The 22,792-nt window shown below is 68.8% G+C and carries 20 protein-coding genes and 1 pseudogene; 7 read left to right on the top strand and 14 right to left on the bottom strand.

The genetic code is table 11. From position 1 onward, the window contains the following. Window positions 1–10: 10 nt before the first annotated feature. The gene (locus QGN32_RS18225; protein WP_326545702.1) at window positions 11–799 is read left to right on the top strand and encodes an ESX-1 secretion-associated protein; all 789 of its coding nucleotides are present in this window, start codon (window positions 11–13) and stop codon (window positions 797–799) included. A 54-nt stretch (window positions 800–853) separates the two neighbouring features. Here the strand turns inward: QGN32_RS18225 and QGN32_RS18220 are convergent, their stop codons facing one another. The 3 genes from QGN32_RS18220 to dapE all read right to left on the bottom strand — a co-directional run bounded on the left by QGN32_RS18220 (window position 854) and on the right by dapE (window position 3,913). Continuing rightward, window positions 854–1,513 (bottom strand): hypothetical protein, encoded by a 660-nt coding sequence (locus tag QGN32_RS18220; RefSeq protein ID WP_326545701.1) that lies wholly within the window; start codon window positions 1,511–1,513, stop codon window positions 854–856. Window positions 1,514–1,525: 12 nt separating this feature from the next. Beyond that, on the bottom strand, window positions 1,526–2,656 hold the full coding sequence (locus QGN32_RS18215) for a hypothetical protein (protein ID WP_326545700.1): 1,131 nt from the start codon (window positions 2,654–2,656) through the stop codon (window positions 1,526–1,528). 192 nt (window positions 2,657–2,848) lie between these two features. Beyond that, window positions 2,849–3,913: a succinyl-diaminopimelate desuccinylase gene (gene dapE, locus QGN32_RS18210; protein ID WP_326545699.1), complete on the bottom strand. Its 1,065-nt coding sequence runs from the start codon at window positions 3,911–3,913 to the stop codon at window positions 2,849–2,851. A 24-nt stretch (window positions 3,914–3,937) separates the two neighbouring features. Here dapE and dapD point away from each other — a divergent pair, with 24 nt between their 5' ends. Beyond that, window positions 3,938–4,882, top strand: a complete 945-nt coding sequence (gene dapD, locus QGN32_RS18205; RefSeq protein ID WP_326545698.1) for a 2,3,4,5-tetrahydropyridine-2,6-dicarboxylate N-succinyltransferase — start codon at window positions 3,938–3,940, stop codon at window positions 4,880–4,882. An 85-nt stretch (window positions 4,883–4,967) separates the two neighbouring features. Here dapD and QGN32_RS18200 read toward each other — a convergent pair whose 3' ends face one another. Together QGN32_RS18200 and QGN32_RS18195 are read right to left on the bottom strand one after the other, a co-directional pair. Then, a complete protein-coding gene (locus QGN32_RS18200; RefSeq protein ID WP_442791724.1) occupies window positions 4,968–5,495 on the bottom strand; it encodes a M15 family metallopeptidase in 528 nt (175 codons plus the stop codon). Window positions 5,496–5,613: 118 nt separating this feature from the next. After that, on the bottom strand, window positions 5,614–7,014 hold the full coding sequence (locus QGN32_RS18195; protein WP_326545697.1) for an acyl-CoA synthetase: 1,401 nt from the start codon (window positions 7,012–7,014) through the stop codon (window positions 5,614–5,616). A 51-nt stretch (window positions 7,015–7,065) separates the two neighbouring features. Here QGN32_RS18195 and QGN32_RS18190 point away from each other — a divergent pair. The 3 genes and pseudogenes from QGN32_RS18190 to QGN32_RS18180 all read left to right on the top strand — a co-directional run. Then, window positions 7,066–7,287, top strand: a pseudogene (locus QGN32_RS18190) (NUDIX hydrolase); the annotation flags it as partial. A 61-nt stretch (window positions 7,288–7,348) separates the two neighbouring features. Further along, the gene (locus QGN32_RS18185) at window positions 7,349–7,495 is read left to right on the top strand and encodes a hypothetical protein (RefSeq protein WP_326545696.1); all 147 of its coding nucleotides are present in this window, start codon (window positions 7,349–7,351) and stop codon (window positions 7,493–7,495) included. Window positions 7,496–7,564: 69 nt separating this feature from the next. Further along, on the top strand, window positions 7,565–8,068 hold the full coding sequence (locus QGN32_RS18180; protein ID WP_442791723.1) for an Rv2253 family sensor-like surface protein: 504 nt from the start codon (window positions 7,565–7,567) through the stop codon (window positions 8,066–8,068). Here QGN32_RS18180 and QGN32_RS18175 read toward each other — a convergent pair. Beyond that, window positions 8,065–9,030 (bottom strand): proline dehydrogenase family protein, encoded by a 966-nt coding sequence (locus QGN32_RS18175; protein WP_326545695.1) that lies wholly within the window; start codon window positions 9,028–9,030, stop codon window positions 8,065–8,067. The genes QGN32_RS18180 and QGN32_RS18175 overlap by 4 nt on opposite strands. After that, on the bottom strand, window positions 9,031–10,659 hold the full coding sequence (pruA, locus tag QGN32_RS18170; protein WP_326545694.1) for an L-glutamate gamma-semialdehyde dehydrogenase: 1,629 nt from the start codon (window positions 10,657–10,659) through the stop codon (window positions 9,031–9,033). Window positions 10,660–10,753: 94 nt separating this feature from the next. Between pruA and QGN32_RS18165 the strand changes: the two genes are divergently transcribed. Next, window positions 10,754–12,349, top strand: coding sequence for a PucR family transcriptional regulator (locus QGN32_RS18165; RefSeq protein ID WP_326545693.1), 1,596 nt, complete (start codon window positions 10,754–10,756; stop codon window positions 12,347–12,349). A gap of 14 nt (window positions 12,350–12,363) precedes the next feature. Here the strand turns inward: QGN32_RS18165 and dapC are convergent, their stop codons facing one another. After that, window positions 12,364–13,482 carry a succinyldiaminopimelate transaminase gene (dapC, locus tag QGN32_RS18160; protein WP_326549134.1) on the bottom strand — a complete coding sequence of 373 codons (1,119 nt, stop codon included), beginning with the start codon at window positions 13,480–13,482 and terminating at the stop codon, window positions 12,364–12,366. Then, window positions 13,482–13,805: a ferredoxin gene (fdxA, locus tag QGN32_RS18155; RefSeq protein WP_326545692.1), complete on the bottom strand. Its 324-nt coding sequence runs from the start codon at window positions 13,803–13,805 to the stop codon at window positions 13,482–13,484. The genes dapC and fdxA overlap by 1 nt, the downstream gene beginning before the upstream one ends. Before the next feature lie 297 nt (window positions 13,806–14,102). On the opposite strand from fdxA, the gene QGN32_RS18150 reads away from it, so the two are divergent. Beyond that, on the top strand, window positions 14,103–14,714 hold the full coding sequence (locus QGN32_RS18150) for a DUF1353 domain-containing protein (protein WP_326545691.1): 612 nt from the start codon (window positions 14,103–14,105) through the stop codon (window positions 14,712–14,714). Between the two features lie 58 nt (window positions 14,715–14,772). Here the strand turns inward: QGN32_RS18150 and QGN32_RS18145 are convergent, their stop codons facing one another. The 5 genes from QGN32_RS18145 to typA form a co-directional block, all read right to left on the bottom strand. Beyond that, window positions 14,773–17,403, bottom strand: coding sequence for a bifunctional FO biosynthesis protein CofGH (locus tag QGN32_RS18145; protein WP_326545690.1), 2,631 nt, complete (start codon window positions 17,401–17,403; stop codon window positions 14,773–14,775). Between the two features lie 75 nt (window positions 17,404–17,478). Beyond that, window positions 17,479–17,871 carry a hypothetical protein gene (locus QGN32_RS18140; RefSeq protein ID WP_442791847.1) on the bottom strand — a complete coding sequence of 131 codons (393 nt, stop codon included), beginning with the start codon at window positions 17,869–17,871 and terminating at the stop codon, window positions 17,479–17,481. Between the two features lie 142 nt (window positions 17,872–18,013). Further along, entirely contained in the window at window positions 18,014–18,928 is a 915-nt protein-coding gene (gene mshB, locus QGN32_RS18135; protein ID WP_326549133.1) for an N-acetyl-1-D-myo-inositol-2-amino-2-deoxy-alpha-D-glucopyranoside deacetylase, read from the bottom strand. A 29-nt stretch (window positions 18,929–18,957) separates the two neighbouring features. Further along, the gene (locus tag QGN32_RS18130) at window positions 18,958–20,766 is read right to left on the bottom strand and encodes an ABC transporter family substrate-binding protein (protein WP_326549132.1); all 1,809 of its coding nucleotides are present in this window, start codon (window positions 20,764–20,766) and stop codon (window positions 18,958–18,960) included. A gap of 61 nt (window positions 20,767–20,827) precedes the next feature. Beyond that, window positions 20,828–22,717: a translational GTPase TypA gene (gene typA / locus QGN32_RS18125; protein ID WP_326545688.1), complete on the bottom strand. Its 1,890-nt coding sequence runs from the start codon at window positions 22,715–22,717 to the stop codon at window positions 20,828–20,830. Between the last annotated feature and the right edge of the window lie 75 nt (window positions 22,718–22,792).

The following is a 22,792-nucleotide window of genomic DNA, read 5'->3' as shown; positions in this document are numbered from 1 at the left end:
CTGGACTGTCATGAGCCAGTTGTTCGTGCAGACCGACGGGGTGCGGTCCTACGCCCAGACACACGATCGGATCGCGGCGGGTCTCTCGCAGCTGATCGGCGGCGGCGCCACGGAGGCGGCCGGCGTGCACAACAGCCACGGCACGATCGCCGCCGCGGTGGGCACCGCGCTGTCGAACGCGCTCGAGGCCCGGCTCGGCACCATGCAGACCACCGCCAGGTCGGGTGCGACGATCTCCGAGCTGTTGCGGAAGGCCGCTCAGATGTACGAACAGGGCGATCGCCAAGGTGCCGAGAAGTTGCGCGCCGCCGCCGAGGTGCTGCAGGGACAGCGGGACGGGCAGGACGCCGGCGCTCCGAGTGCTGCGGGCGCTCCGGGCGGTGCCAGCGTTGCGGGCGCCCCGACGACCGGCCCGGGCAGTGCTGCCGGCGGTCAGATGATCGGACAGATGCTCGGGCAAGTCGGCCAGCAGGTCGGACAGCTCGCCGGCTCGCTGACGGCGCCGTTGCTGGGCCTCGCACAAGGGCTGCAACAGGTTCCGCAGCAGGTCATGCAGGCCGTCCAAGGCACGCCCGGGTCCACGCGCGATGGTGAGACGGCGCTGCGCGCCGGGGAGAAAGCCGAACGCACCCGAGAGCCGTCCGACCCCGACGCCGACGAACCGCCTGAACGCACGCAGCGGGCCGAGTCCAGCACCGCTGGTGCCGCGTCGAGCGAATCGACGAGCGGACGAACTCCCGAGGCACCGGCAGATGCGCAGCGGCCCCGGCCCGCGCCGACGCGTCCGCAGTCCGGCTAGCGCAGCCGAATACTGCGCTGAGGGCGATCACGACCCCAGACGAGAAAACCAGCGCTACAGGTTGCGCGCGATCCCGTCGTCGTCGCGCCTCTCCGGAGGGTTCACCGGCACCGGACCGGCGCCCGATCCGCTCTGCTCGGCTCCGGACGCCCCGGCCCAAGTGCGGTCGTCGGCGCGGCGTAGCGGCTCGCGGTCTTCGTCGTCGCGCACTTCGGATTCGGATTCTCCTGGTGCGCTTGGTATTTCGACCTGCGACTGGGTATCGCCCCGCGGCTGCTGCCCGGGTGCCCCGGCTGGGCCACCCGCGGACTGACTGCCCGATTGGGCACCCTGCATGGCCTGCTGAATCAACGAACCGAACATCCCTGCCTGCCCGCCCAGCGCCTGGGTGGGCGCCCCCGCCATCTGCCCCATCTGACCGGCCTGCTGGCCGACCTGGCCGAGCATCCCCACGACTTGACCGACCGACTGAGAGCCGGCGTCGTCGGAGTTCTGGTACGCGACCTGCGCGGCACCCACCTTGCCGGAGAACGTGTTCTCCTTGGCCGACAGCGCCGCGACGTTGGCGGTCAACTCGGCGGCCAGCGTCGGCAGCACCGCCGAGATGGTGGCGCTCATCGCGTCCTGTCCAGCGGGAATCGTTGGGATCTGCGGCAATTCGACCGCCGCCGCATTCCAGGTGATGCCCTCGGGCTTTCTCAGCGGGCTACTCATTCGCGCTCCTCGTCACCAGTCGTCATCGAGGTCGCCTTCGTCGAGGTCGTGCTCGAGCGGCGCGGGCACCGCCAGGCCCGCCACGGTGCCTCCGCTCTCACCGCGCTGGCCCATCATCGGAGCCATCCCGCCCATGCCGCCACCCGCGGCCATCGGCGCGGCCCCGCCGACCGCAGCGGATCCGGCCATCGCGCCCTCCCGGGCGGGCGCGGTGCTGACGGGCTTGCTGCCCACCAGGTTCGCCATCTGCGGGGTCTGCAACGGCGCACCGCCGGAACCGGGTAGCGAAGCCGCCCGCACCATGCCCGAACCGCCGCCCGCACCCGAGCCGCCGGCCAGCGGATGGTTGGAGAACGACGAGAACGGCAGCCCGGCGGCGCCCAGTGAGTCGGCCTTGCCGCCCTGGCCGAACATCGACGTCAGCTGCTGCAGCGGCTGTGAAAGCTGCTGGAGCTGCTGACCCATCTGCTGGGGCAGCGCCATCAGCGACTGGCCGATCTGCATGGGCAGCTGCGCGGCCATCGACGCCATCTGGCTCGCCATCTGCGTCGCCTGTTGGGAGCCGTCGCCGGCCTGTTTCGCGGCTTCCTCCCCACGGTCCTGCGCCTCCTCACCGCCCGGCACGGTCGGCGCGCCGAAGAACGGGATGCTCGGCCGTACGCCGAGGGTGCCGGCGAGCTCGGTGGTGTTGGTCGTGACGTTTGCGACGTTCTGCGACAACCCCATCTTGATGCGGCTCTGCACCAGTTCCTGGGCGTTGCTGAACGGCATCGCCGCGATGGCCTCGCACTCGTGCTGGACTTCCTGCGCGATCGTGTTCGCCAGCGTCTTCGTCTTGACGACGGTGGCCTCCATCGCGCGCAGCTTGGCCGCGATCGCTGCCGCCTGCGCTGCGTTGGCCTCATGGCCGCCGATGATGGTGGTGGCCTCCCCCGCCGCCGCGAGCGAGCCGGTGCCCTCCCATGAGTCGGACAGCGCCATGAGCTGACCTTGCTGTCGAGGGACCACGCTGCCGTTGATCTTGGCGGCCAGCGCCTCATACGACGCTGCGGCCGCCGCCAGCATCTCCTCGTCGACATTCGGCCAGCCGGGTCCGGTCACCGTCTGCGACCCGTACGGGCTGGAATCGGGTGGGATTCCCATGACGCGACCCCCTCTCATGACGCGCTACGGGTCTCAAACTTACCTGCTCCCGGGTAGCTGTCGGTGCGCTGATTCGGACCTTGGGGCCGCCCGGCCAGGGCATCCGGGCTTCACTCGAGGCGGCCGGCGGATAGCCGGCGCCGACGTCGCACGCCGATGCCCGGCGCTGACGGGGTCAGGGTGGGCGCGCGGTCACGCGGATAAGTATCGGCGCAGCACGTCCGTCACCGCGGTGATCTTCTGCGTCTCGACGCGCTCGTCGACGCGGTGCGCGAGGTTGGGGTCCCCCGGCCCGTAGTTGACCGCCGGGATCCCGAGCGCGGCGAAGCGGGAGACGTCGGTCCACCCGTACTTGGCCCGCACCCGTCCGCCGGCGGCCTGCACCAGCGCTGCGGCGGCGGGTTCGGTCAACCCCGGCAGGGCACCGGCCGCCGCGTCGGTGAGTGCGATCTCCGCGTCGAGGCCGTCGAGCACGTCGCGCACGTGCAGCAGCGCCTGGTCGACGCTGCGGTCCGGGGCAAAACGGAAGTTGACGGTCACCGACGCGGCGTCGGGGATGACGTTGCCGGCGATGCCGCCGTCGATGCGCACGGCCGAGAGACTCTCGCGGTAGGTGCAGCCGTCGATCTCCACACTGCGAGCCTGATACGACGACAGCCGGTCCAGTACCGCGCCGAGCTTGTGAATCGCGTTGTCGCCCAACCAGGATCGTGCGGAGTGGGCGCGGGTTCCGGTCGCGCTGACCACGACGCGCAGGGTGCCCTGGCAGCCGGCCTCGATGTAACCGCCGGAGGGCTCGCCGAGGATCGCGACGTCGGCCTGCAGCCAGTCGGGGAGCTCGTTTTGGATGCGGTTCAGCCCGTTGGCGGACGCTTCGATCTCCTCGCAGTCGTACATCACCAGCGTGATGTCGTGCGTGGGCTCGGCGACGGTGGCGGCCAGATGCAGAAACACCGCATCGCCGGATTTCATGTCCGACGTGCCGCAGCCGTGCAGTTCGCCGTCGACGAGTCGGCTCGGCAGGTTCCCGGCGGCGGGCACCGTGTCGAGGTGGCCGGCAAGCAACACCCGCGACGGTAAGCCCAGGTTGGTGCGCGCCAGCACGGCGTCGGCGTTGCGGATCACTTCGAGGGCGGTCTGCTCGCGCAACGCGGCCTCGACCTCGTCGGCGATGCGCTTCTCCTGGCGTGACTCGCTGGGGATGTCCACCAGTGCAGCGGTCAGCGCGATCGGATCACCGTGCAAATCCAGGCCCACGCGGGTGAGGTTAGTCTTACCCGCGTGACTTCTGCTGCAGGCATCGGGCTGGCGACGATCGCCGCCGACGGATCGGTCCTCGACGTGTGGTTCCCGGCTCCCGAACTCGGTGGGGACGGCCCGTCGGGCACGGTCCGGCTGTCGGTGGCCGAGGTGCCCGAGGAGTTGGGGGTGCTGACCGGGCGTGACGACGATCGCGACGTCGACGTCGTGGCGGTCCGGACGGTGATCTCGTCTCTGGACGACAAGGCCGCCGACGCCTACGACGCCTATCTGCGGCTGCAGCTGCTGTCGCATCGGCTGGTGGCGCCGCACGGCCTGAACGCCGACGGCTTCTTCGGCGTGCTGACCAACGTCGTGTGGACCAACCATGGGCCGTGTGCGGTGGACGGCTTCGAGACTGTACGGGCGAGGCTGCGCAGGCGCGGCCCGGTGACCGTGTACGGCGTCGACAAGTTCCCGCGGATGGTGGATTACGTGCTGCCGACCGGTGTGCGGGTGGCCGACGCCGACCGCGTGCGGCTCGGAGCCCATCTGGCCGAGGGGACGACGGTCATGCACGAGGGCTTCGTCAACTTCAACGCGGGCACACTGGGCAGCTCGATGGTCGAGGGCCGGATCTCGGCGGGAGTTGTCGTCGACGACGGAACCGATCTCGGTGGCGGCGCGTCGATCATGGGCACCCTGTCGGGCGGCGGCAAGGAAGTGATCTCGGTGGGCAAGCGCTGCCTGCTGGGCGCGAATGCGGGACTTGGCATTTCGCTCGGCGACGACTGTGTGGTAGAGGCCGGCCTTTACGTGACGGCGGGGACCAAGGTGCAGACCGTCGACGGTCAGACGGTCAGGGCGCGGGAGCTGTCGGGGGCCAACAACCTGTTGTTCCGGCGCAATTCGCTGTCCGGCGCCGTCGAGGTGGTCAAGCGCGACGGTAGCGGCATCACGCTCAACGAGGCCCTACACCAGAACTGAGCCGCTTCGGCGCGAGCGTGCGTGTTTGCACACGGCACGCCGCGCATTTTCAGCAGTTTGCGCACGCCCGAGGGGTGGCGAGCGCTCAATCCGCCGCGGCGTTCGGTTTGAGCGGCGGACAGCGTCCGTCGATGGCGGCCAGTTCGAAGTGCCAGATCTCGTTGGCGTAGATCTGGCACAGGCCGAAATCGCGCCCGTTGGCGATGAGCCACTTGTCCGCTTCGACCGGACCGATGTCGACCGCTTCACCGGTGACGTGCTTGGACTTCTCCGGAGAGGCGACGAATTCCCTTGCCGCCTCGACGCTTCCGTATGTGATGACACCGTTGTCGAAGAGCCGTTCCTGAAATCCCTTCGAGCGCCACCCGGACGTGATGCGTATCTCGATTCCGTCGGCCTCGGCGCTGCGGGCTGCTTCTTGAACCGCCTCGCTCAGGGCGGGGTCCAGCCACTCCACGATGGGATCATCGGTGTCGAACGGGCTGAGCATCCGCCCGTCGGGCAGCCAGCCGCCGACGGTGTCCTGCGCGGCGGGTCCGATGCCGAGCGGCTCCTGGCCGACGGCGGGTGTCGGCGCCGGGGGCGGCGGGGGTGCGCCGCAAGCGACAATCACGCACACTGAAACCGCCGCGAGCGTGCGCAGAATGCTGAATTTCCGCGGCGTGCCGTGTGCAAACACGCACGCTCGCGCCAAGGGGGTCAAGCGGCCCAGATCTCGTCGAAGACCAATGTCACCCCGCCAACTCCTTCTTGAGCACCTTTCCCATCGCGTTGCGCGGCAGCGAGTCCACCAGCCGCACCTCACGCGGTCGCTTATGTATCGAAAGTTCTTGTGCCACATAGTCGATGAGCTCATCGGCGGAGGCATCGCCCACGACGAACGCGACGATGCGCTGTCCGAGGTCGTCGTCTGGGACACCGACGACGGCCACTTCCCGCACATCGGGGTGGCCGAGCAGCGCCGTCTCGATTTCACCCGCTCCCACTCGGAAGCCACCGGTTTTGATGAGATCGACGGACTCGCGACCGACGATGCGGTGTATGCCGTCGCCGTCGATCACCGCTACGTCACCCGTGCGGTACCACCCGTCGGCGTCGAACGCCTCGGCGGTGGCGTCGAGCCGGTTGAGGTAGCCGTCGAACAGCGTGTCACCGCGAACCTGCAGCCGCCCAATGGATTCCCCGTCGTGCGGAACCGCGGCGCCGCCCTCGTCGAGCAGGCGGGTTTCGACGCCGGCCAGCGGCAAGCCCACCCACCCCGGCCTGCGCTCACCGTCGGCGCGAGTGCTGATCGTGATCAGCGACTCCGTCGTGCCGTAGCGTTCGACGGGCCGGTGCCCGGTCGTCTCGGCCAGCTTCTCGAACACCGGGACCGGCAGCGGGGCACTGCCCGACACCAGCAGCCGTGCCGATGAAAGCGCCGTGGCCGACGCGCGGTCGTCGGCCACCCGCGACCACACCGTCGGGACGCCGAAGTACAACGAGCCGCCGGCCGCCGCATAGTTCTGCGGGGTCGGTTTCCTGGTGTGCACGAACCGATTCCCGATCCGCAGCGATCCCAGTAGGCCCAGGACCAGCCCGTGCACGTGATACAGCGGTAGTCCGTGCACCAGGACGTCATCGGACGTCCACTGCCAGGCCTCGGCGAGCGCGTCGAGGTCGGCGGCGATGGCGCGGCGGCTGACGACGACGCCCTTGGGCGGGCCCGTCGTGCCGGAGGTGTAGATGATCAGTGCGGTCGATTCGGCGGCCGGTTCGGCGTAGCGGTGCCACGACCGCGCGTGCAGGCGCACCGGAACGTGTTGCAGGCCGCCGGTCTCCGTCGGCTTCGGCCCCAACCACGCCCGCGCGCCGGAGTCGGTCAGGATGTGCCGGCGTTCGGCGGCGCCGACGTCAGCGGGCACCGGCACGACGGGCACCCCCGCGATCAGGCAGCCCGTCACCGCCAACACGGTCTCCACGGTCGGGGTGGCCAGCACCGCGACCCGGCGTGCACCCGCGACGCGCTCGGCGACCGACGTCGCGGCGCCCAGTAGCTCGCTGCGCGACAGCACTGCCTCGTCGACACGGACCGCGTCCGGTATGTCTGCGCCGCCGGTGACCGCGGCGGGGTTCAACGAAGCGAGCAACATAACCAGCGAGGTTACCCACGTCGACTCGGCGATACCGGGGCGCGTGTGTCTGTGGGCCAGTTGGACGTGGCTCCCGGAATGAGCAGCCAGCGCGGCTGGGTATTCCTGGCGACGGGCATCACCGAGGGCGGGGCCGACCGCGAGCACGAGGAGCAGGACATGCACCGCGAATGGTTCACCGGCGCCGAGGTCGAGCAGATGATTCGCGACGGCGTCATCACCGATGCGCAGTCCATCGCCGCGTGGGCGCTGCTGTTGCTGTCGGGGCGGTAGCCACTCCAGAAGCCTCGAACCGCGCGGCCGTCTGTTTCGTATAACGAGTAGGGGTGACACGATGACCGCGCTGTACGGGATGATGGCGATGATGCCGCTGATCTTCGGCGGCGCCGGTTACTTCCTCGTGTCCTCCGACGGCTGCAGCGGAGCCGCAACGGCCCGCCCCGGTAAGCCAACAGGCGGACGCGCCGATACCAATCCGTGATGGTCTCGTAGCCTTGGTCCAACCGTGTCGCGAGCGTACTCGGCGACCCCGCTCAGTACTGTTCATACCATGTCTGCCCACACGTTGACCGGCGCGATCTTGGGCATGACTTGCGCTGCGGCCGTGAACCTTTCGACGCCGCCGCCGGCCGCCGCAGCGAACCCGGCATGGAACGGGCGCTACGAGATCGTCACCTACGCCTCGGACAAGATGGGCACCAGCATCGCCGCCACGCAGGCCGAACCCGACTTCAGCGCGCAGTACGTCCTGGCGACGGACTGTCCGGCGGGGTTGTGCGTGGCCACTGTCGTGGAAGGTCCGGCGCCGACCAATCCGACCATCCCCCGGCCGGTTCGCTACACCTGGGATGGGTCGCGATGGCAGTACGCCTACAACTGGCAGTGGGAGTGCTTCCGTGGCGACGGGGTGCCCAGCCAGTACGCCCCCGCCCGGTCACGGGTGTTCTACGCCCCCGACATCGACGGACAGCTGTTCGGGACCTGGCACACCGAGATCCTCGCCGGGGCGTGTCGCGGCACGGTGTTGATGCCGGTCGCGGCCCGTCCCATCTAGGGCGCCCGGCGTTCGGCTAACGCCCGCAGGAAGAACGCCAAGTTGGCGGGACGCTCCGCGAGCCTGCGCACGAAGTAGCCGTACCACTGGGTGCCGAACGGAACGTACACCCGCACAGGGTGGCCCGCGTCGGCCAGCCTGCGCTGCTCGGCATCTCGGATGCCGTACAACATCTGGTACTCGAAATCGCCACTACTGCGGCGGTTCTCCCGGGCCAACGCGGGCACGGCCGCGATGATCACCGGATCATGTGAGGCGACCATCGGGTAGCCGCCACCGGCCATCAGCACGCGCAGGCACCGTAGATAGGAGTCGGTGACGTCGTCGCGGTCGCGGTAGGCCACCGACGACGGCTCGTCGTACGCCCCTTTGCACAGCCGGATTCGCGCACGGGAGGCGGCGAACTCTTCGCAGTCTGTGAGGGTGCGCTTCAGGTAGGCCTGCAGAGCCGTTCCCAGCCAATCGAACTCGGCCCGCAGCTCGCGCACGATCGACAGCGTCGAGTCGGTGGTGGTGTGATCCTCGGCGTCCACCGTCACCCACACTCCGGCCCGCCGCGCCCGCTCGCAGATGGTATGGGCGTTCTCCAGCGCGATCTTCTCGCCGTCGCGGTCCAACGCCTGTCCCAAGGCCGACAGCTTCACCGACACCTCGAGCGCTCGCACCGGCGCCACCCCCTCCTCGCGCCGCGCGAGACCGTCGAGCAGCGTCAGATACGCCTGTGCGTTCTCCTCAGCGGTGTCCGCGTCCGTCACGTCCTCGCCGAGGTGGTCGATCGACAGGAGGCGATGCGAATCACGTAGCCGCGCAACCGCGTCGAGTGCGTCGGCCACCGTCTCCCCCGGCACGAACCGGTGCACGACCTCGCGCGTCACCGGCAACCGCTCCGCGGTTCTTCGCAGGACGTCCCGTCGAGCGGCGGCCAGTATCGCGGGCCGCGCCACGCGTTCGAACACTCCCATTCACGCCCCCATGTGGGGGTAGTTGTGGTCGGTCGGCGGCACGAATGTCTCCTTGATCGAACGCGCCGATGTCCACCGCAGCAGGTTCAGTGCCGAGCCCGCCTTGTCGTTGGTGCCCGAGGCCCGCGAGCCGCCGAAAGGCTGCTGCCCCACCACCGCACCGGTCGGCTTGTCGTTGATGTAGAAGTTGCCCGCCGCGTGGCGCAGTCGCCGTTCGGCCCGCAGCACCGCCGCGCGGTCGTCGGCGATCACCGCACCCGTCAGCGCGTACTTGGCTCCGGAGTCGACGAGGTCGAGGACGCGGTCGTAGTCGTCGTCCGGGTAGACGTGGACGGCCAGGATCGGTCCGAAGTATTCGGTGCAGAACGCCTCGTCGGTGGGATCGTCGGACAGCACCACGGTCGGACGAACGAAATAGCCCTCGGTGTCGTCGTATTCGCCACCGACGGCGATCGTCATATGCCGCCCGCACTTCGCTCTCTCAATAGCCTTGACGTTCTTGGCGAACGCCCGGTTGTCGATCAACGCGCCGCCGAAGTTGCTCAGGTCGGCGACGTCGCCGTAGCGCAGTGCTTCGGCCGCCGACAGGAAGTCGTCGCCCATCTGCTGCCACACCGAGCGGGCGATGAAGGCCCGTGACGCCGCCGAGCACTTCTGCCCCTGATAGTCGAACGCGCCGCGAATCAGTGCGGTGCGCAGTGCATCGGGTGGTGCGCTGGAATGTGCGACGACGAAGTCCTTGCCGCCGGTCTCGCCGACCAGTCGCGGATAGCCGTGGTAGCGGTCGATGTTGTTGCCGACCTCGCGCCACAGGTGTTGGAACGTCGTGGTCGAACCGGTGAAGTGGATGCCTGCCAGCCGCGGATCCGACAGCGCGACATCCGAAACCGCCACCCCGTCGCCGGTCAGCAGGTTGACCACCCCGGGCGGCAGACCGGCCTCTTCGAGCAACTGCATGGTCAGGTAAGCGGCGAAGGTCTGGGTGGGCGAAGGCTTCCACACGACGGTGTTGCCCATCAAGGCCGGCGCCGTCGGCAAGTTGCCCGCGATCGCGGTGAAGTTGAACGGGGTGATCGCATAGACGAATCCGTCCAGCGGACGGTAGTCGGTCCGGTTCCAGGCACCGCGGACGCTGAGTGGTTGCTGCGCGAGGATCTGACGCGCGAACGCGACGTTGAACCGCCAGAAGTCGATCAACTCGCACGCCGCGTCGATCTCGGCCTGATACGCCGACTTGGACTGGCCGAGCATGGTCGCCGCGCAGAGCTTTTCGCGCCACGGACCGGCGAGCAGCTCGGCGGCGCGCAGAAAGACCGCCGCGCGGTCGTCGAACGGGGTGGCCTCCCACCGCGCTTTGGCCGTCATCGCGGCGTCGATGGCGGCGACGGCGTCGGCGTGGGTGGCGTTGGTCAGCGTCCCCAACCGTGCCGAGTGGCGGTGCGGCTGCACAACGTCGATGCGCTCACCGTCGCCCATGCGGTGCCGGCCGCCGATGACGTGCGGCAGGTCCACCGGATCGGCAGCGACGCAATTCAGCGCTGCCACGAGCCGGGTGCGTTCACCCGAGCCGGGCGCGTAGTCGTGGACCGGCTCGTTGACCGGAAGAGGCACGCCGGTGATCGCGTCCATGTCGAAAATGATGCTCGGACACGGCGCCCGAACCGATGGTCAATCCGACAATGCCGACCGCGATCTATAGTCGGATCAGACAAAGGGGTGTGCGATGGACCCACGGACCGGCGGGCTACGAACCGGCGGGCTCGGCCTCGGCCAACTACTGCTGGCGTTGGACCGCACGACGGTGGCACTCATCGACGCGCCGCGCGGCCTGGACATGCCGGTCGCATCGGTCGCCTTGGTCGACGCCGACGACGTCCGATTGGGACTGGCCGTCGGCCCCGGTTCGGCGGACCTGTTCTTTCTGCTCGGTGTCCCCGACCTGGATGCGGTGCACTGGCTCGAGCAGCAGTTCGCCGGCACCGGTCGAGCGCCCGCGGCGATCTTCGTCAAACAACCGTCTCGGGCCACGATCGAACGGGCGGTCGCGCTGGGCACCGCGGTGGTGGCCGTCGAACCGCAGGCCCGCTGGGAGTCGCTGTACAAGTTGATGAACCACGCCTTCGACCACCACGGCGATCGCGGCGACCCGCACCACGACCCGGGCACCGACCTGTTCGGTCTGGCGCAGTCGATGGCCGACCGCACTCGCGGCATGATCAGCATCGAAGACGAGGACTCCCACGTGCTGGCCTATTCGGCGTCCAGCGAGCAGGCCGACGAGTTACGCCGCTTGACCATCCTCGGTCGCGCCGGTCCGCCCGAGCACCTCGCCTGGATCGCGCAGTGGGGGATCTTCGACGCGCTGCGTTCGGGTCCCGACGTCGTGCGTGTCGCCGAACGACCGGAGCTCGGACTGCGACCGCGGCTGGCGGTCGGCATCCATCTGGCCGACCCCAACGCCCCCCGGTTCGCGGGAACCATTTGGCTGCAACAGGGTTCAGCACCGCTGGCCGACGACGTCGAGGACGTCCTGCGCGGCGGCGCCGTACTCGCCGCCAGAATCATGTCGAGACTTTCGGCCTCGCCCTCCACCCACACCAGGCAGGTGCAGGAACTGCTCGGTTTGTCCGGCGATAGCGCCGATATCGGCTCGCTCGCAGAGGAACTCGGTATCACAGCCGATAGCCGTGTCGCGGTGATCGGCTTCGTTGACCTGGACGGCACGGCACCGCCCGGCGTGATCGCGTTGAGCGCCGGCGCGTTCCGCCCCGATGCCCAGATCGCGTCGAGCAACGGCCGTACGTATGTACTGCTGCCCAAGATCGGCGCGCCGGCGTCGGTGATGTCCTGGGTGCGCGGTGCCGTGTCGACGCTCGACCGCGAACTCGGGCTTTCGCTGCGGGCGGTCGTCGCTGCTCCGCTGCGCGGGTTGGCGGCCGCCGCGAGTGCCCGCGCTGAAGTGGACCGGGTTTTCGACAGCGCTGCGCGTCACCCCGGCGCGTTCGGGAACGTCACCTCGCTCGACGACGCGCACACCACCGTGCTTCTCGACGAAATCGTGTTTCGGGTGGCCGCGCAGCCGCGCCTGATCGACCCGCGGATACGTCGACTGCGCGAGCAGGACCCGATTCTCGCCGAGACGCTCGGCGCCTATATCGACGGATTCGGCGACATCGCCGCGGTCGCACAGCGGTTGCATGTGCATCCGAACACGGTTCGCTACCGCGTCCGTCGCATCGAGAAGCTGTTGTCGACGTCGCTGGCCGACCCCGACGACCGGTTGGTGCTCGCGCTCGGCCTCCGCGCGACGGAACCCTAGGCCTGAGCAGAGGTTCAGGCCGTAAGGCGCTGCGCGGCAGCAGAGATCCGCTCGTCGGTCGCCGTCAGCGCCACCCGCACGTGCTTGGTGCCGCGGGCGCCGTAGAACTCACCGGGAGCGACCAGGATGCCGAACTGCGCGAGCCAGGCGACGGTTTCGCGGCAGGGCTCGCCGCGCGTCGCCCACAGATACAACCCGGCCTCGGAGTTTTCGACGGTCAGCCCTGCCGAACGCAATGCGGGAAGCAGGATCTCGCGCCGTCGCGCATAGCGGGCCCGCTGTTTGCGTTCGTGCTCGTCGTCGTCGAGCGCCGCGACCATCGCCGCCTGCACCGGCGTCGGCACCATCATGCCTGCGTGCTTGCGAACGGCCAACAGTTCCGAAACCACGTTCTGGTCGCCGGCGACGAAACCGGCTCGGTAACCCGCCAGCGATGACGTCTTCGACAACGAATGCACGGCCAGCAATCCGGTGTGGTCCCCGTCGGTGATTGACGGGTGCAGCACCGACAAGGGTTCGGCCTCCCAACCCAGGCCGAGGTAGCACTCGTCGGAGGCGACCAGCACGCCGCGCTCGCGCGCCCACCCGACGACCTTGCGCAGATGGTCGACTCCGAGCACCTTGCCGGTGGGATTGCTCGGCGAGTTCAGGTACACCAGTGCGGGCTTCTGCGGCCCGAGCTGGGTCAGCGAGTCGGCCCGGATGATCTGGGTCCCGGCCAGGCGCGCACCCACTTCATACGTCGGATAGGCCAGTTCGGGGACGACGACCACGTCGTCGGGACCCAGCCCCAACAACGTCGGCAACCAGGCGATGAGCTCCTTGGTGCCGATCACCGGGAGCACCGCGTCGGCAGCGACTCCCGAGACTCCGTAGCGCCGCGCCAGCGCGTTCACCGCGGCCTCCCGCAGTGCCGGGGTGCCCGCCGTGGTCGGGTAACCAGGTGACGAGCTCGCCGCCGCGAGCGCGTCGCGGATCACCGGCGCCACCGGGTCTACCGGGGTGCCCACCGACAGGTCGACGATGCCGCCCGGGTGCGCGCGGGCCAGGGCGGTCGCCTCGGCCAGGGTGTCCCAGGGGAATGCCGGCAGCGACGCGCTGCGAGGCTGTCGAAGCCCTCCGCGAGCCGTTATCAGTCCTCACCTTGCGGCGGCAGATTCTTGACGACCTCCGGGTCGTTGTCGGTCTGCCCCACCTTCGAGGCGCCGCCGGGCGATCCGAGCTCGGCGAAGAAGTCGGCGTTGATCTGGGTGTAGCTGCTCCACTGGTCGGGCACATCGTCTTCGTAGTAGATTGCCTCGACTGGGCACACCGGCTCGCAGGCGCCGCAGTCCACGCACTCATCCGGATGGATGTAGAGCATACGAGCGCCCTCGTAGATGCAGTCGACTGGGCATTCCTCGATACACGCCTTGTCTTTAACGTCGACACAAGGTTCGGCAATGACGTACGTCACCGTGTTCTCCTCAAGGTTTCTCGATCTCCTGTCCGGTGGGCCGCCGTACGAGGTAGGGCGTGCGAGCTCGGCTGCAAGTATCCGTGCTCGTTACCTGGACGGTCGTCTCAGTGTGCCCTAACTTCACGCGCAACCTGTTAGGGGTTGCGCGTGGTTACTGATACTAAACGTTGCACATACAGGTGCCTAGCAGCCACCCCTGTCTAGGCGCGACCGTGCGCGTCTGTCCACGACACGCGGCTGAATAACAGTACTTTGCGCACGCTCGCGGCAGCGCGACCTTGCTATACCTGCGTCATGGAACGTTGCGCCCCTCCGGTAGAGAAGACGGCCGTCCTGCATGTCCGCCAGTTGACCGCCGACGAACTCGACGCCGTACGCGCCGCGAAGCGGTTCTTCAAGGAAAGCGCGTGGGACGAGTGGCGAACCACGCAGCCTCTGGGGTTCGAAGGACCGAACCAACAGTTCGAGGTCTGCGTCGACTTTCCGACCGATCTGGTGTCGGCGCCAGGAATGGTCGCCTGGTTCGTCCCCCGCGCGGGCCGCTATGCGCGCGCCGCCGTCCTGCACGACTATCTCTGGCGTTACCCCGACCGCACTGGTTGCGATCGCCGGGCCGGCGACTACCGCTTCCGCCTGCAGATGCAGCGCGACGGTGTGAGCCTGCTGCGGCGGTGGATCATCTGGGCCGCCGTGCGACTGTCCGCGGTCCTGCAGGGTAAGGGCGGCGCCGGGTGGTGGAAGGACCTGCCGGCGGCGCTGCTGTTGGTGCTGCTGGTCGCCGCACCGATCGTCGTCCTGCCCGCAGTCACCATCCTCGTGTCGACAGTGGTGTTCTGGATTCTGGAGTTGGCCGTCGCGGTGCTGGTCCCCGACGAGGCGCCACCACCGCTTCAGTTGAAGACCTGAAGTCAGGCTTTAATGGCATGGATCTCGGGGGTGCGGGCGCGCGAGCGACCGCGAAATGTCACCGGATCGCGGCGTGTCGGCGTGCAGACGCGGTCGCTCGCGGCAAACGGAAAGGGGCCAGCGGCGCGTACGTCGTGGAGCGCTGGCGCGCCGGCCGGCCGATGCCCTCGGCGATCGCGACGAGTTCCTCGATGGTCTTGTACGAACCGAACTCCGAACCGGCCATCCGCGAGATCGTCTCCTCCATCAGCGTGCCGCCGAGGTCGTTCGCGCCGCCGCCCAGCATCACCTGCGTGCGCTCGACACCGAGCTTGACCCAGCTCGTCTGGATGTTGGAGATCCTGCCGTGCAACATGATTCGCGCCAACGCGTGCACGGCGCGGTTGTCGCGATGCGTCGGGCCCGGGCGCGCGCCACCGGACAGATACAGCGGCGAGCTCTGATGCACGAACGGCAGCGGAACGAACTCGGTGAAACCGCCTGTCCGGTCTTGAATTTCGCGTAGCACCCGCAAATGGCCGACCCAATGCCTCGGCTGGTCGACATGGCCGTACATCATCGTCGAACTGGACCGCAGCCCGACCTCGTGCGCGGCCGTCACGACCTCGATCCACATCGACGTCGGCAGCTTGCCCTTGGTCAGCACCCAGCGCACCTCGTCGTCCAGAATCTCGGCGGCGGTGCCCGGGATGGAACCCAAGCCGGCCTCACGCAACGACGTCAGCCATTCGCGGATCGACAGCCCGCTGCGGGTGACACCGTTGGCGATCTCCATCGGTGAGAAGGCGTGCACATGCATCGACGGCACGCGCTTCTTCACCGCGCGCACCAGATCCGCGTACCCGGTGACGGGGAGTTCGGGGTCGATGCCGCCCTGCATACACACCTCGGTCGCCCCTGCGACGTGTGCCTCCCATGCGCGGTCGGCGACCTCGTCGACCGACAGTGAGTACGCATCGGCGTCACCTTTTCGCTGCGCGAACGCGCAGAACCGGCAGCCGGTGTAGCAGATGTTGGTGAAGTTGATGTTGCGGTTGACGACGAAGGTCACGTCGTCGCCGACGACATCGCGGCGAAGCGAATCGGCAAGCGCACCAACGGCATCCAAGGCGGGGCCGTCGGCACATGCCAGCGCGAGGTACTCGTCGTCGGACAGTCCGGCCGGATCGCGTTCGGCCGCCCGCAGTGCGGCCAGCACGTCGGTGTCGATGCGTTCGGGCGTCCTGGACGCCAGTTCGGAGACCTTCTCGCGGATGGACTCCCAGTCGCCGAACGCGCTGTCGAGGTCGCTGCGGGTCTCGGTCAGTCGGCCCGCCGCGTCGATGGCCGTATGAAGATCCGTCCGGCCCAACGACTCCGATGCTTCGTCGGGCTCCTGCCACGGCCGGCCCGTCGGGTTGACGTCCAACGCAAACCCGGTGTCGGGGTCGGCCAGCGCGTCGACGTGGCCCCGCACCCGCGGATCGATCCACGCCGCCCCCGCCTGCACATACTGCGGTTGCGCGGTGAGCCGCTGCACCAGGTCGTAACCCGACTCGGCAGTGACAGCCGCCAACTCCTCCAAAGCCGGCCACGGCCGCTCCGGGTTGACGTGGTCGGGAGTCAGCGGCGAGACACCGCCCCAGTCGTCGACCCCGGCGCCGACGAGGGCCAGACACTCGTTGCGCGACACCAGGTTCGGCGGCGCCTGGATGCGCATCTTGGGTCCCATCACCAGCCGGGTGACCGCCACCGTCGCCAGGAAGTCGTCAAGACCCGCGTCGGGCGCCGAGGCCATCGCGGTGTGATCCTTGGCGCGGAAGTTCTGCACGATCACTTCCTGCACGTGGCCGAACTCCTTGTGCGACCGGCGAATCGCGTGGATGGTCTCGGCACGCTCGCCAACCGTCTCGCCGATCCCCACGAGCAGGCCCGTGGTGAACGGGATCGACAGCCGGCCCGCGTCGGCCAACGTCCGCAGCCGCACGTCGGGGTCCTTGTCGGGGCTGCCATAGTGAGCTGCGCCACGCGTCTCGAACAGCCGCCGCGAGGTCGTCTCGAGCATCATGCCCATCGACGGCGCGGCCGGCTTCAGTCGCGACAGTTCCGACCAACTCATCACGCCCGGGTTCAGATGCGGCAGCAGGCCCGTTTCCTCGAGCACGCGGATCGCCGTCGCGCGCACATAGTTCAGCGTCGAGTCGTAACCACGTTCGTCGAGCCATTGACGGGCCTCGTCCCAGCGCGCCTCGGGCCGGTCGCCGAGCGTGAACAACGCTTCCTTGCAACCGAGTTCGGCCCCGCGGCGCGCCACGTCGAGAATTTCGTCGGGCTCCATGAACATGCCCTTGCCTTGGGCCCGTAGCCGGCCTGGCACCGTGACGAACGTGCAGTAGTGGCAGGTGTCGCGGCACAGATGCGTGACGGGAATGAACACCTTGCGCGAGTAGCTGACCGGAAGCCGCCCGGCCGGTCCGCGCCGCCCCGCGGCCTCCAGGCCTGCATCGCGTACGCGCGCGGCACTCGCACACAGATCAGCGAGGTCCTCGCCGCGGGCGGTCATCGCGACCGCGGCTTCCTCGACGTTGAGCGTCACCCCGTCGCGGGCGCGCCGCAGCACCCGCCGCAGAGCCGCGGGACTGGGCTGTTCGGATTTCGGTGGGATCACCGGGCTGGGCAGATCGGCGCCGCGCTGAGGGTTCAGAGCCACTCCCCTGTAACCCCGGCATTGACGAGTTTCATCCGTGCGTCTCACATTCTGAAACCGGTGCACCCCGCATACCGGTCACGATAGTCCCCGCTTCACGTAGGCCCGCAGCACCGCGGCCGGTGGCAGGGTGCCGAGCGCGATCAGCAGCAGCGCCGCATACTCCAGTAGCTCGACGCCGCCGAAGATGACGTCGTCACCCGGCCCGCCCAGCGTCATCAGCGCGACCGTGAGCAGCCATGTCCACAGCGGCAGCGCCGCAACGCGCGGCGACGAGGTCCAGTGCAGCGCGGCCCACACCAGCGCGGCATTGACCACGCCGGCGATCACCGCGCTGACGGGAAACGGCGTCGTGCCCAGGCGTAGGGGAAGGAAGAAGGCTGCGGCGACCGCGCACAGCACCCCGTCGATGGCCAGCAGCGTCAGGACCGCCACGCGACGACGATCCGCGGCGAAAGGAAGTGAGCTCAGGTCGGGATGCTGTCCAGCAGTCCGGTGAGCGAGCCGATCACCCACTGCAGGCTGTCGAACCGGTCTTGCCAGTGCTGCAGATTGGGATCGAGGTCTTGATCCATGTGCCGTCCCTTCGTCGCGCCGCCGACTGCGGGGGAGCTTACTCCTCCACAACCTCCTTATCGAAGGTCAGTCCGGCGAGGAGGTCGGTTTCCCAGCCGCGGTGGTCGCGCTGGCCCGCGCTGCCCGCCGCCAGGATGTAGTGCTCGACCGCGCCGATGGGTAACGCGATGTTGTTGGACAGCGCGAACGAGCGACCGGTCGGTGCGACGCTGATCTGCGTGGTGTGCGCGCGCATCGCCGCCACCTTGGCGCTCAGCTTTTCGGGAGCGTCGATCACCGCGTCGATCTCGTCGTCGGGGTAGCCGAAGGGCACCTCGTCGGCCGTCACCCGGATCCACTCCGCGGGCGCATCACCGAGCCCCGCAAGACCCTCGGCGATGGCGGTCTTCGACGTCACCGTCCAGTAGACCTTCGGCACGGTCCAGGGGACACCTGGGCAGTCGGGCCCGCCGGCGGCTGTACCGGCGGCCCTGACGGCGGCCATCGTCACCTCGTGGCAGCGGATGTGGTCGGGATGGCCGTAGCCGCCCCGCGGATCGTAGGTGACGACGACGTGGGGGCGCAGGTCACGAATGGCCGCGACCAGTGCTCCGACCGCCTCGATGGGATCGGCGTCGACGAACTTCTGGTGGTGGCGGGCCGGCGTGCCCGCCATCCCGGAGTCGCGCCAGCGGCCGGCCCCGCCGAGGTAGTCGGGTTCGTCGAGCCCCAAAGCGTTGAGCGCGGCGGTCAGTTCGCCGACGCGATAGCCACCAAGTTGGTCGGCGGCGTCGACGGCGAGGTTTGCCCACCGCTCGCCGATCACCTCCCCCTCCTCGCCGAGCGTGCATGTAAGGACCCGCACTTGTGCGCCCCGGGCGACGTAATGGGCGATCGTGGCGCCCGTCGTCAGCGTCTCGTCGTCGGGATGAGCGTGCACGAACAACAACCGTGCGGCGGCGGCGCCGTCCATCGTCTTGGACTCCATTCGCACCAGCTTGTCTACGGCTTCGTCTTCACCCATTTGCCGGCGTCGCCGACGATGCCGACCGGCACGGCGCCGGACAGGCTGACGTTCTCGACGCTGGGCCCGGCCGCCACGATCGTGGTGTCCTGCAGGATCGGCAGCACGGTCGCCATGTTCCACAGCCGCGGTTCGACGGCGCTGATCACGTCGGCGATGTCCTCGCTGCCGTCCAGCGCGGCGTCGATCTTCGGCTGAATGCTGCGGTCGCAGATGCCGGTGATGTTGCTCGGCGCCTGGACGAGCTCACCCGAGTCCGGTGCCGGACTGGGCGTAGTGGCGGTGGGAGTCGGCTGCGTCGTGGTGGGTCTGGTCGCGGTGGTCGTCGCCGGCCGACCGGGTCGCGCCGTCGCCACTGGAGTAGCCTCCAGCGCCCGGCAGCCGTACCGCGACGCAAGGGACGTCGCGAGGTCTCCGCCCGCGTGATGCCAGCCCACCACCGCGTCCACCCGGTTGTTGGCCAACGCGTCGCCGTAGAGAACCACCGGGTCGAGCGCCGACACCGAGGCCGCGATGCCGACGTTGCGCAGTTGGTCGGCGGCGGTGTTGGCGACCGCCACCGAGGTGGGGTCGTTGGCCGCCACCCCGATCACCAGCGACAGCGGCTCGCCGTCCTTGGCGATGTACCCGCGCCCGCCGTCCGGCGGCGGGGTGCCCGGGGTGGGCGGCGGGCTGATCACGGCCGGCTCGGGCTCATAACCGGCGTCGGCGAGCAATCCGAGCGCGTCGGCCTTGGCCATCGCCGGCGGCGCGGTCGGCACGTAACCCGGATCCGACGGCGAGCGCACTTGCGCCTGCGCCAACGTCACCGTGTTGTCGTCACCGGCGCCCACCGCGGCGAGAAGATCGATATCGAGCAGGCCCAGAATCGCCTTGCGGACTTGAGGATCGACCAACGTCGGCTGCTGGGCGCGCAGGCTCAACTGCATCACGCGCGGCGTCACGATCCGCGCGGTGCGCACATCGGGGATCGCGGAGAGTTGCGCGAACGCGGCCGCCCCGCCGTGCACCTGGGCGACCTGCGTATCGCCGTTGCGAATCGAGTCGGCGAGTGCGGCCGAGTTGCCGCCGCGCCGGAACAACACCTGATCCGGCTTCGCGGGCGCGCTCCAGTACCTGTCGTTGCGGGCCAGCAGGATCTCGTCGCGCTGCGGGTCGATGTTCTCGACACGGAACTGACCGCCCGTCACGGGCAGCGCACGCGCCAACCCCGCGGCGAATCCGCCCGGCACGTCCTTGACGATGTGGGCCGGAAGGATGTTGTTGAACAACTCGCGCCACGCCGGATACGGCTGGGAGAACGTCACGACCGCGGTCTTGCCGCCCTCGATCGACTGGACGCCGGTGATCAGGTCGTAGCCCGCCGGGTCGACGACACCGGGCTGGCTGACCATCTGCCGCCACAGGTACCAGAAGTCGTCGGCGGCGATGGGCGCGTTGTCCGTCCACGACGCCTCGGGGCGGATCTTGTAGGTGATGGTGAACGGGTCCTCGCTCGTCACCTCCGCCGACTGCAACAACGTGGTGTCGAGTTCCCAGCGCGACCCGGTCGGGGTCTTCGGATCGGCGATGGGCCGGAACGAACTGGGCAGCACCAGCGAGCTGATCGCGGCGTTGACCGGTGACTGGTCGGACAGCAGATGCGGATTGAAGCCCGGCCCGATCCAATCGATGGCCATGATGATCTGCGTCGCGCGCAGAGGCGGCGGGGGCGGCGTCTCGGAGGTGTCGGTGCTCTGCGGCGCGGGTGGAGGGCTCACGGTGCACGCGGCCACCAGTGTCACCATCGCGAATACCGCGGCGATGACGCGTTGGGGGCCCGACACGACAAACAGGGTATCGACAGCTCTAACCGCGGGCCTTCGCGCGCGCCTTGGCGCGGGCACGCAGGCTCGCGGTGAGCTCGACCTTGCGGACGCGGACGACCTCGGGAGTGACTTCCACGCACTCGTCCTCCGCGCAGAACTCCATGGCCTGCTCGAGCGTCAACTCCAGTGGACGGGCCAGGGTCTCCATGACGTCGGCCGTCGAGCTGCGCATGTTGGTCAGCTTCTTCTCCCGGGTGACGTTGACGTCGAGATCCTCGGCGCGCGGGTTGATTCCGACGACCTGACCTTCGTAGGTGTCCTGGCCGGGCTCGACGAAGAACTGGCCACGGTCGGCGAGCTGGATCATCGCGAACGGCGTGATGCTGCCGCTGCGGTCCGACACCAGCGACCCGCTGTGCCGGGCGCGGATCTCCCCTGCCCACGGCCGGTAGCCGTCGAACACGGCGTTGGCGATGCCCGTGCCACGCGTCAGTGTCAGGAAGTCGGTGCGGAAGCCGATCAGGCCGCGGCTCGGCACGACGAAGTCCATCCGCACCCAGCCCGCAGCGTGGTTGGTCATGTCCTCCATGCGGCCCTTGCGCGCGGCCATCAGCTGCGTGATGGCGCCGACGAACTCCTCGGGGCAGTCGATGGTCATCGCCTCGAATGGTTCGTGCAGCTTGCCGTCGATGGTGCGAGTGACCACCTGCGGCTTGCCGACGGTCAGCTCGAAGCCCTCGCGGCGCATCTGCTCGACGAGGACGGCCAGCGCCAGTTCGCCGCGGCCCTGCACCTCCCAGGCGTCCGGCCTACCGATGTCAACGACCTTGATCGACACGTTGCCGACCAGTTCCTGGTCGAGCCGGTTGCGCACCATCCGCGCGGTGAGCTTGTGGCCGGACACCTTGCCCGCCAGCGGGGAGGTGTTGGTGCCGATGGTGACCGAGATCGCCGGCTCGTCGACCGTGATGCGCGGCAACGCGTGAGCGTGCTCGGGGTCCGCGAGCGTGTCACCGATCATGATCTCGGGTATGCCGGCGACCGCGACGATGTCACCCGCGATGGCCTCGTCGGTGGGATTACGCTCGACGCCCACGGTGGCCAGCAGTTCGGTGATCTTGGCGTTCGTGATGACGGGCACGCCGTCGACCTCGCGCATCCAGGCGACTTGCTGGCCCTTGCGCAGCTTGCCGTTGTAGATGCGGATCAGCGCCAGGCGGCCGAGGAACGCCGAGGCGTCGAGGTTGGTGACCAGGGCCTGCAGCGGAGCCTCCGGGTCGCCGCTGGGCGGCGGAATGTACTCCATGAGGACGTCGAACAGCGGGTCGAGGTTGGTGCCGTCGGGGTTCTCGCCGTTGGCCGGCGCGGTGGTGCTGGCGATACCGGCCCGGCCCGACGCGTACAGCGTCGGCAACCCGAGTGCTTCCTCCGCAGCCGTCTGCGCTTCCTCATCGAGGTCCGATGCGACGTCGAGCAGCAAGTCGTGGCTGTCGGAGACCACCTCGCTGATCCGCGCGTCGGGGCGGTCGGTCTTGTTGACCACGAGGATGACCGGCAGGTGCGCGGCCAGCGCCTTGCGCAGCACGAACCGGGTCTGCGGCAGCGGGCCCTCGGACGCGTCGACCAGCAGCAGCACGCCGTCGACCATGGACAGCCCGCGTTCGACCTCGCCGCCGAAGTCCGCGTGGCCGGGCGTGTCGATGACGTTGATTACCGTCACACTGCCATCAGCGTGGTGGCGGTGCACGGCGGTATTCTTGGCGAGGATCGTGATGCCCTTTTCGCGCTCCAGGTCACCGGAGTCCATGATGCGCTCGGTGGCGTCGTCGCCGCGGTGTGTCAGGGCGCCGGACTGGCGCAGCATGGCGTCGACCAGGGTCGTCTTCCCATGGTCGACGTGTGCCACGATGGCGACGTTGCGAAAATCCACTGCGAGATTGTCGCAGCGCGGTCGGCCAATCACGAAAACGAGAGATCCCCGTCACTTGCGATACGGCGAGCCGAT

It is taken from the genome of Mycolicibacterium sp. ND9-15, from assembly GCF_035918395.1.
Classification (GTDB): domain Bacteria; phylum Actinomycetota; class Actinomycetes; order Mycobacteriales; family Mycobacteriaceae; genus Mycobacterium.
Note: the sequence above shows the minus strand (reverse complement) of the source record. Positions and strands in the feature narration are given on the sequence as shown.

Coding starts and splice junctions, on each gene's coding strand:
- QGN32_RS18165 (WP_326545693.1), top strand. CDS start 10,754: ATGGACCCACGGACCGGCGGGCTACGAACCGGCGGGCTCGGCCTCGGC.
- QGN32_RS18220 (WP_326545701.1), bottom strand. CDS start 1,513: ATGAGTAGCCCGCTGAGAAAGCCCGAGGGCATCACCTGGAATGCGGCG.
- pruA (WP_326545694.1), bottom strand. CDS start 10,659: ATGGACGCGATCACCGGCGTGCCTCTTCCGGTCAACGAGCCGGTCCAC.
- QGN32_RS18150 (WP_326545691.1), top strand. CDS start 14,103: ATGGAACGTTGCGCCCCTCCGGTAGAGAAGACGGCCGTCCTGCATGTC.
- QGN32_RS18215 (WP_326545700.1), bottom strand. CDS start 2,656: ATGGGAATCCCACCCGATTCCAGCCCGTACGGGTCGCAGACGGTGACC.
- QGN32_RS18180 (WP_442791723.1), top strand. CDS start 7,565: ATGTCTGCCCACACGTTGACCGGCGCGATCTTGGGCATGACTTGCGCT.
- QGN32_RS18185 (WP_326545696.1), top strand. CDS start 7,349: ATGACCGCGCTGTACGGGATGATGGCGATGATGCCGCTGATCTTCGGC.
- QGN32_RS18225 (WP_326545702.1), top strand. CDS start 11: ATGAGCCAGTTGTTCGTGCAGACCGACGGGGTGCGGTCCTACGCCCAG.
- QGN32_RS18175 (WP_326545695.1), bottom strand. CDS start 9,030: ATGGGAGTGTTCGAACGCGTGGCGCGGCCCGCGATACTGGCCGCCGCT.
- QGN32_RS18130 (WP_326549132.1), bottom strand. CDS start 20,766: ATGGTGACACTGGTGGCCGCGTGCACCGTGAGCCCTCCACCCGCGCCG.
- QGN32_RS18195 (WP_326545697.1), bottom strand. CDS start 7,014: ATGTTGCTCGCTTCGTTGAACCCCGCCGCGGTCACCGGCGGCGCAGAC.
- mshB (WP_326549133.1), bottom strand. CDS start 18,928: ATGGACGGCGCCGCCGCCGCACGGTTGTTGTTCGTGCACGCTCATCCC.